Source organism: Paenibacillus sp. FSL R7-269 (assembly GCF_000517865.1).
Lineage (GTDB): Bacteria > Bacillota > Bacilli > Paenibacillales > Paenibacillaceae > Paenibacillus_AQ.
The window spans coordinates 1-6,535 of sequence record NZ_ASPS01000139.1 but is presented as its reverse complement, the minus strand read 5'-3'; the positions used below and the strand labels follow the sequence as shown (position 1 = coordinate 6,535).

Here is a 6,535-nt window from a genome sequence, read left to right as displayed (position 1 = left end):
ATGGGGGCCTTTAATGGCTTAACCCGGGCGCAAATGGAGCGGATTGGCGGAGAACCCTTCAACATGACCGTTGCCGGCCTGCGGCTGGCGCGGATCTCGAATGCGGTTGCCCAGCTTCATGCCGAGACCGCGAACACCATGTGGAAGGAAGTCGCCGGCCGGTCTGCCATCATAGGCATCACCAATGCGATTCACACCCCTACCTGGGTAGATGAGCGGATGACCCGTGCCTTTGAGAAGGGCGGCGACCTGTGGGCCGTGCACAAGGAGATCAAGCAGGAGCTGATCAGCTTCATCGAGGAACGTTCCGGCATCGCCCTGAATGCCGACCAGCTGCTGATCGGGTTCTCCCGGCGCGCCGCTCCCTACAAGCGCAGTGACCTGATTTTCTCCCAGCCGGACATTATAGAGCCGTACCTGGAGAGCGGCAAGATCCAGATTGTCTTCTCCGGCAAGGCGCACCCGCTGGACGACAACGGCAAGCGGATCGTCAGCAACCTTGTAGCTATGATGCGCAAATATCCGAAGAGCGTAGTCTTCCTGGAGAACTACGATATGACCATAGGAGCCCAACTGACCCGCGGCTCTGACATCTGGCTGAACAATCCGCGCAGACCGCTCGAAGCCAGCGGAACCTCCGGGATGAAGGCCGCCATGAACGGCGTCCTGAACTGCTCCATCCTGGACGGCTGGTGGCCGGAGGCCTGCATCGACGGCGAGAACGGCTGGCAGATCGGCGGCGGCTTCGAGACCACCGACTTTGCGGTGCTTGACCAGCATGACAGCGATGCACTGTACGAGACCCTTCTGAACCGCGTCCTCCCGGTCTTCTATGAGGATCAGGCCAAGTGGGTGCAGATGATGCACCGCAGCATCGAGACCACCCGCATCGAATTCGCCACCAAGCGCATGCTGGATGAATACTATAACCGGATGTATATCACAAGCTAACTCGTATTAGTTTGGTATCATCAGCTATCTTGCAGGTCTTCTTGCTTCCGTCATCAGTACCCCTTCCTGCTCCGCTTCTGTTCCAGAATCCCCCCTCCTGTCCGCTGCTGCGGGCGGGAGTTTTTTGTTGCATTAGTATCATCAACCATCCTTCTTCTACATAAGCTTAATTATAATAATTATAAAAAAGGATTGATTTTATTTAAATTCTTGCTATTATAATACTTATACTTAATCTAAAATCAAATCCTACACGAGGTGATTGTGTTCATGACTACAAACAATAACAACAAGCTAACGACTAGCTGGGGCGCCCCCGTAGGCGACAACCAGAATTCAATGACCGCCGGTGCCCGCGGCCCCGTGCTGCTGCAGGATGTCCACTTACTGGAAAAGCTCGCCCACTTCAACCGTGAACGTGTTCCTGAGCGGGTCGTTCATGCCAAAGGTGCCGGTGCCCATGGTTATTTTGAAGTCACCAATGATCTCTCCCAATATACGAAGGCTGCCTTCTTGTCCGGGGTCGGCAAACGCACCCCGATGTTCATCCGTTTCTCTACCGTAGCCGGGGAACTGGGCTCATCCGATACCGTGCGCGATCCGCGCGGCTTTGCTGTGAAATTCTACACCGAAGAGGGCAACTACGACCTGGTCGGCAATAACACGCCTGTCTTTTTCATCCGTGACGCCATCAAATTCCCGGACTTCATCCATACCCAGAAGCGTCATCCGCAGACCCATCTGAAGAACCCGAATGCGGTCTGGGACTTCTGGTCCCTCTCCCCCGAGTCTCTGCACCAGGTGACGATTCTGATGTCTGACCGCGGCATCCCGGCTACTCTCCGCCATATGCATGGCTTCGGCAGCCATACGTTCAAGTGGGTGAATGCCGAAGGTGCAGCCGTCTGGGTCAAATACCACTTCAAGACAGAGCAGGGCGTCAAGAATCTCGATGTTAAGCTGGCAGCACAGCTAGCCGGGGAGAACCCGGATTATCATACAGAGGACTTGTTCAACGCCATTGATACCGGAGACTTCCCGGCCTGGAGGCTGCATGTGCAGATTATGCCTGTGGAGGATGCCGACACCTACCGCTTCGATCCGTTTGATGTAACCAAGGTATGGTCGCAGAAGGATTACCCGCTGATTGAGGTAGGCCGCATGGTGCTGGACCGCAATCCTGAGAATTACTTCGCCGAAGTGGAGCAGGCCACCTTTTCCCCCGGCTCATTCGTTCCAGGCATCGAGGCTTCTCCGGATAAAATGCTTCAGGGCCGACTGTTCGCATACGGGGATGCCCACCGCTACCGTGTAGGAGCGAACCATAACCACCTGCCGATTAACCAGCCTGTCGCCGAGGTCAACAATAATCAGCGCGACGGCGCGATGAATGCTACGAATAACGGGGGAGGCTCCGTCTACTACGAGCCTAACAGCTCCGGAGGTGCAACCGAGTCAGCGCAGCATAAGGCGGCTGCTTTTGAAGTCTCAGGCCAGGCGGACAGCGTCTCATATGATCATGACGATCACTACACCCAGCCGGGGGACCTGTACCGCCTGCTGAGCGAAGAGGAGCGTACCCGGCTCGTAAGCAATATTGTTGGTGCCATGACTCCAGTAGAGTCTGAGGAGATCAAGCGCCGCCAGATTGCCCACTTCTACAAAGCCGATCCGGAGTTTGGCCGTCGAATCGCAGAAGGACTGGGATTGGCTGTAACAGAGTAACCTCTATCCACAGCAAAGAAGGGATAAGCATCGCTTACCCCTTTTTTTGCATGATATGCAGCTTATATTTCCAGATTCATGAGACAGAGAGATTATAGACTAGTGGCCTGCTCCGTGATTGTTAATAGAGATATTGCCGGAGGCTGCGGATAAGTGGCCGCCTGCGCTTGCAGTTGATACCACAACGCTTGCGCTAATCAACAATACGGCTGTTAATAACGAGATCGCCTTTTTCATCTTTTAAAAACTCCCTCTCTAAGATATTTTTCATTATGTTTTGATAAGATTCTTGTTGTTCTGCGGTGGCATGGCTCCGGATGTGCTCATAAAACGACACGATCTTCCTAAAGCCTGTCCCATCATAAAGTTTACTACTTATTACCAAAATATAGAGAGTCAGATTAATTGCATCATGAATTTTCTCCCTTTTATACAAATAAATTGCACTAAGATGCATGTAGTCTATGTAGTATCTGATGTCTTCCTGCTTCGCTCTACAGCTCAGCTCCTTAAGCGGCTCATTGAACTCATCCAGTACCCAATCGATAGAAAAGTTATACTTAATTGCAGATTCCAGCACAGTAATTAGGCAAGCAAGCAGTTCCTCCTGGTCTCCCGTGCGAATGAATTCAACATAATCAGGAAGAACTTCTACCTTCCCTTCCAGCAGATCAATGACGAAGGTGTTGGCTATAGCAATGTTCTTGTAGTACTCTACTTCTGCGGCAGCTTCCTGATCCATATCCGTGATCCAGCTCAAATCCGAATACAAGCCTATACATTTTCTTGATTCAGCGAGGTTACCGAGCTTTTGATAGGCAATCCCCTTCATGCATGCACTGTACCCGAGATAATACGCTATATTTTTTTTCAAATAATACTTCTTTGCACCCTGTTGATGGGAGCCGTAGGTTAGAACTGCAAGTTCAAAGAGCTTGTCTGAAATCTCGAGAATTGCCGTCCAGTTCTCCCATGAGAACGAGACTTTAAGCATATCTGTCAAAGAGTCTTCATTCATCCCATCCAGTTCCAGCAATTTCTATCTTGCCTCCTATCATTCCATTATATTCCAATAATAACCTGCTTCACCGCTCCGGTCAATTCATTCAGGGCATATATATCTCTAAAAAAGCCTTTATTCTCCAGTTGAACTATTCAATCTAACCTTTTCGACATATTTTATTCCATATTATGTAATATTGTGATCTACAACTACTACTGATACACATCCAGCCACTGCTCCAGCTGCTCCTTCAATCGTTCCCTGGCCGACTCCGGCTCCAGAATCTCCGCATTAGGGCCATACTGCAGAATCCACTTGATGAACTCATTCTCATTATTAACCGTGACTTCGAACAGCAGCGTCCCATCGCCTTCTTCGCTCATCCGCGGCTGTACGAACAGCTCCTCTTCCTTAATGTAACGCGCCACCTCCGGATCGAACCGTACCTTGAACGTGACATTCCGGGTCCCCCGGTTGATCGACCAGGTGTTTTTCAGATACTGCTTAATATTGAAATTTCCCTTATCAAAAGTAGACGCCGTCATCTCTACCTGCTCAAACCGGCTGATCCGGAACGTACGTATTGCGCCCTTCAGATGGCAATAGCCAATGAGATAAAAACGCTGATCCCGCGGGATCAGATAATACGGGTCAATCTCCCGCGCCGTAGTAACGTTGCTTGATTGCGAGTGGTATACCGTACGGATGCTGCGCTGCTCCAGGATTGCTCCAATAAGCGGCTGCAGGAAGTTCCGGCTCTCCTTGCGGTAGGCCGGGGTGCCCATTTGAATAATATCCGCAATATTCTCCAGCAGGCCATTTTGCCGCGATTTCTCCTTCAGATGAGTCCCCATCACCTTGTCATACGCAGAATGAAAACCCGGTGGGATTCTATCCTGATTCAGGACCGAAGGCAGCAAAGAGAACGCCAGCGACTCCTGCTCCGAGAAATCCAGCGGATACAAAAAGAATTTCCCCATGAACCGGTACCCCGTGCCCCTTCCTTCATTCGTAACCGGAGCAAAGTGGCTGATCAGCTCAAGATCCCTGTAGATCGTTCTTATATTCACCTCGCACCTAAAGGCCAAATCTGCTGCGGTAATCCCGGGGTTCGACTGAATGGCGTTAATGATTCTAAAAATCCGTATTACTTTGTCTGTCATAACAAATGCTCCTCAGCTTCCAAGTAAGTGTTGCCTATGATCCAATAGTCCCATAGTTATACTATATCAGTTCTATAGAAACATAACGCCCTCCAATACTATTGCAACCTCCCGGCCCTTACAACAAAATCACCCTAACGGGTGAACGATACTGCTGCTAATACCATTCTTAAACGGAGTTCACTTTTCTCCCTCTCTCTGCCTTCTCTCCATCTCTCTGCCTTCTGGCGGCCATTTGACAGCTACAGCTTAGCCAGGTGGAGCATCGATACTCTGGATTCTATTGTGTTCGGTTTTTCTCATACATTTCCTAAATAGCAAAAAAAGTCCGCCTTCCCAATAGGGCTGACGGACTCACGTGATACAGATATAAGCGGGTGATGGGAATCGAACCCACGCTATCAGCTTGGAAGGCTGAAGTTCTACCATTGAACTACACCCGCATAGGTGAAATGAAATATCGGGATGACACGATTTGAACATGCGACCCCCTGGTCCCAAACCAGGTGCTCTACCAAGCTGAGCTACATCCCGTTAATACAAAAACTGAATCAATGAAGTATAAATGGCGCGCCCTGAGAGATTCGAACTCCCGGCCTTTTGATTCGTAGTCAAACGCTCTATCCAGCTGAGCTAAGGGCGCAAAATCTATATGGAGCGGACGACGGGAATCGAACCCGCGACCCTCGCCTTGGCAAGGCGATGCTCTACCGCTGAGCCACGTCCGCAAAAACATGGTGCGCGTGAAGGGACTTGAACCCCCACGTCGTGAAACGCCAGATCCTAAGTCTGGTGCGTCTGCCATTCCGCCACACGCGCACACGTTACAAGAAAATGGTGAGCCATGAAGGACTCGAACCTTCGACACCCTGATTAAAAGTCAGGTGCTCTACCAACTGAGCTAATGGCTCTCATAAGAGAAACAATCGAAAATAGATGGCTGGGGATATAGGAATCGAACCTATGAATGACGGAGTCAAAGTCCGTTGCCTTACCGCTTGGCTAATCCCCAATATTATAATTAGCAAAATACTACGGAATCGGATGGATACTCTATACTTCGAGATATAGGATGCTCAATCCCTTATGTCTTAATACCAATTAAAATGGCTTAACAGGGCGGGATACTCTTCACTCCGTTACGAGATTGCGAAGTATTCCTTACGAAGCTTATGCGTAAGCGAACCCAGGGAATTCTCATCCCTTAAGCCATTAAATGGCGGAACCGACGGGATTCGAACCCGCGATCTCCTGCGTGACAGGCAGGCATGTTAGGCCAACTACACCACGGTTCCAAATTGGTTGCGGGGGCAGGATTTGAACCTGCGGCCTTCGGGTTATGAGCCCGACGAGCTACCGGGCTGCTCCACCCCGCGTCATTGAACAAAATCTATTCGGTTAAGATAGATGGTGGAGGCTGAGGGGTTCGAACCCCCGACCCTCTGCTTGTAAGGCAGATGCTCTCCCAGCTGAGCTAAGCCTCCATATATGACTCGTATGGGATTCGAACCCATGTTACCTCCGTGAAAGGGAGGTGTCTTAACCCCTTGACCAACGAGCCATGCTGTAAATATATTTGCTCTCATCCCTTTGCAGAGAGGTAACGCTACGGAGAGAGAGGGATTCGAACCCTCGAGACGCTTGTGGCGCCTACACGATTTCCAATCGTGCTCCTTCGGCCAAACTCGGACAC

4 protein-coding genes and 11 tRNA genes are annotated in these 6,535 nt (G+C 50.5%); 2 read left to right on the top strand and 13 right to left on the bottom strand.

Annotation, left to right across the window (positions count from 1 at the left end):
* Positions 1-951: alpha-glucan family phosphorylase (glgP, locus tag C162_RS32365; protein ID WP_036701961.1), on the top strand; the 951-nt coding region annotated here is incomplete at its 5' end.
* A 270-nt stretch (positions 952-1,221) separates the two neighbouring features.
* Positions 1,222-2,676 (top strand): catalase KatA, encoded by a 1,455-nt coding sequence (katA, locus tag C162_RS32360; RefSeq protein ID WP_036701960.1) that lies wholly within the window; start codon positions 1,222-1,224, stop codon positions 2,674-2,676.
* Positions 2,677-2,869: 193 nt separating this feature from the next.
* On the opposite strand, the gene C162_RS32355 is transcribed toward katA, so the two are convergent.
* The 13 genes from C162_RS32355 to C162_RS32295 form a co-directional block, all read right to left on the bottom strand.
* A complete protein-coding gene (locus C162_RS32355; RefSeq protein WP_051494098.1) occupies positions 2,870-3,712 on the bottom strand; it encodes a hypothetical protein in 843 nt (280 codons plus the stop codon).
* 179 nt (positions 3,713-3,891) lie between these two features.
* Entirely contained in the window at positions 3,892-4,842 is a 951-nt protein-coding gene (locus C162_RS32350; RefSeq protein WP_036701958.1) for a helix-turn-helix transcriptional regulator, read from the bottom strand.
* Between the two features lie 372 nt (positions 4,843-5,214).
* A tRNA-Gly gene (locus tag C162_RS32345) sits at positions 5,215-5,285 on the bottom strand.
* 17 nt (positions 5,286-5,302) lie between these two features.
* Positions 5,303-5,376 (bottom strand) — tRNA-Pro (locus C162_RS32340).
* Positions 5,377-5,408: 32 nt separating this feature from the next.
* Positions 5,409-5,485, bottom strand: a tRNA-Arg gene (locus tag C162_RS32335).
* Between the two features lie 10 nt (positions 5,486-5,495).
* Positions 5,496-5,570: transfer RNA gene (locus C162_RS32330), tRNA-Gly, on the bottom strand.
* 7 nt (positions 5,571-5,577) lie between these two features.
* Positions 5,578-5,661: transfer RNA gene (locus C162_RS32325), tRNA-Leu, on the bottom strand.
* A gap of 16 nt (positions 5,662-5,677) precedes the next feature.
* Positions 5,678-5,753 (bottom strand) — tRNA-Lys (locus tag C162_RS32320).
* Positions 5,754-5,779: 26 nt separating this feature from the next.
* A tRNA-Gln gene (locus C162_RS32315) sits at positions 5,780-5,854 on the bottom strand.
* 205 nt (positions 5,855-6,059) lie between these two features.
* Positions 6,060-6,137, bottom strand: a tRNA-Asp gene (locus tag C162_RS32310).
* A 4-nt stretch (positions 6,138-6,141) separates the two neighbouring features.
* Positions 6,142-6,218, bottom strand: a tRNA-Met gene (locus C162_RS32305).
* Between the two features lie 32 nt (positions 6,219-6,250).
* A tRNA-Val gene (locus C162_RS32300) sits at positions 6,251-6,326 on the bottom strand.
* A gap of 5 nt (positions 6,327-6,331) precedes the next feature.
* A tRNA-Glu gene (locus C162_RS32295) sits at positions 6,332-6,403 on the bottom strand.
* Between the last annotated feature and the right edge of the window lie 132 nt (positions 6,404-6,535).

Bases quoted from the DNA above. Each gene is read 5' to 3' on its own strand.
- katA (WP_036701960.1), top strand. From the start codon at position 1,222: ATGACTACAAACAATAACAACAAGCTAACGACTAGCTGGGGCGCCCCC.
- C162_RS32350 (WP_036701958.1), bottom strand. From the start codon at position 4,842: ATGACAGACAAAGTAATACGGATTTTTAGAATCATTAACGCCATTCAG.